General features: G+C 64.5%; 1 pseudogene. It reads right to left on the reverse strand.

Going from position 1 to position 1,703, the window contains the following annotated elements:
- Positions 1-1,703: pseudogene (locus U4Y91_RS36470) on the reverse strand (hemagglutinin); the annotation flags it as partial.

The raw sequence follows: 1,703 nt of genomic DNA on the forward strand, positions 1-1,703 counted from the left end.
TGATCGAGCTGTTTGCCGACGAGAGACCGGTCGATGTGGAGGTCGACAGCGAAGCGACCGAGCTGTCGGTCGAGCTAAGCCCCGTCGACAACGAAGTGATGCCGGTCGACAGCGACGAGATTGCGCTGCTGGACGACGACACCGTCGTCGACAGCGAATCCACGATGGAATTGGTCGCGAAGAGTTGGGAGCCGTTGATCGCGTCCGTGCTGGTCGGCGTGATCTGACCTGCTGCGACGTTGGTGATCTGACGCGTCGTGCCCTTGGCCGCGTTGCCGACGCTCACCACGCTGCTCGGATTGCCGCCCGCGAACGTGGCGGTCACGCCGCCAACGGTACCCGTCGGCGTCGCGTTGGGCGTGTCGGTGACGGAGCCGCTGCCGAGTGCGACGTCGCCGGTGTTGTTGGCGATGGCATTCGGGCCGATCGCGACCGAGTCGGTGCCGAGCGCCTGGCTGTCGGCTGCCGTCGAGTTCGCGTGGAAGTACTTGATGCCCTGGCTGTTGATGCTGTCGATCGCCGAGCCGACGCTGCTGGCGGTCGACGTCGTGCCATTCGCGTTGTACGTCGTGTACGCCGGAGCGGAAACCGTTCCGGTCGTCGGATCGTACTTCGCACCGCCGCCGAGGGCGGAGGCCGTGCTGTTGCCGAGATTGTCGGTCTTGGTCGTGACCGTGCTGAGGCCGGTGGACAGTGAGTTGATGCCGGTCGAGGTCGACGTGGAGAGTGACGAAATCGAGCTGTTTGCCGACGAGAGGCCGGTCGACGTGGACGTCGACAGCGACGCGACCGAGCTGTTGGTCGAGCTGAGGCCGGTCGAGAGCGAGCCGATCGAGCTGTTAGCCGACGACAGGCCGGTCGACGTGGACGATGACAGCGAAGCGACCGAGCTGTTGGTCGAGCTCAGACCGGTGGACAGTGAGTTGATGCCCGTCGAGGTCGAGGTGGACAGCGAGCCGATCGAGCTGTTTGCCGACGACAGGCCGGTCGACGTGGAGGTCGACAGGGACGCGACCGAGCTGTTGGTCGAGCTCAGGCCGGTGGAAAGCGAGTTGATGCCCGTCGAGGTCGAGGTGGACAGCGAGCTGATCGAGCTGTTTGCCGACGAGAGCCCCGTCGACGTGGAGGTCGACAGCGAAGCCACCGAGCTATTGGTCGAACTGAGGCCGGTCGAAAGCGAGCTGATACCGGTCGAGGTCGACGTGGAGAGCGAGCCGATCGAGCTGTTAGCCGACGACAGGCCGGTCGACGTGGACGACGACAGCGAAGCGACCGAGCTGTTGGTCGAGCTCAGGCCCGTGGACAGCGAATTGATCCCCGTCGAGGTCGAGGTGGACAGCGAGCTGATCGAGCTATTAGCCGACGACAGGCCGGTCGACGTGGACGACGAAAGCGACGTAACCGAGCTATTGGTCGAGCTGAGACCCGTGGACAGCGAGTTGATGCCCGTCGAGGTCGAGGTGGACAGCGAGCCGATCGAGCTGTTAGCCGACGAGAGCCCCGTCGACGTGGACGACGAAAGCGACGTAACCGAGCTATTGGTCGAGCTGAGGCCCGTGGACAGCGAGTTGATGCCCGTCGAGGTCGAAGTGGACAGCGAGCCGATCGAGCTGTTAGCCGACGAGAGGCCGGTCGACGTGGAAGTCGACAGCGAAGCGACCGAGCTGTTGGTCGAGCTGAGGCCCGTGGACAGCGAGTTGATG

The organism is Burkholderia sp. BCC1993 (genome assembly GCF_905339865.1).
Lineage (GTDB): Bacteria > Pseudomonadota > Gammaproteobacteria > Burkholderiales > Burkholderiaceae > Burkholderia.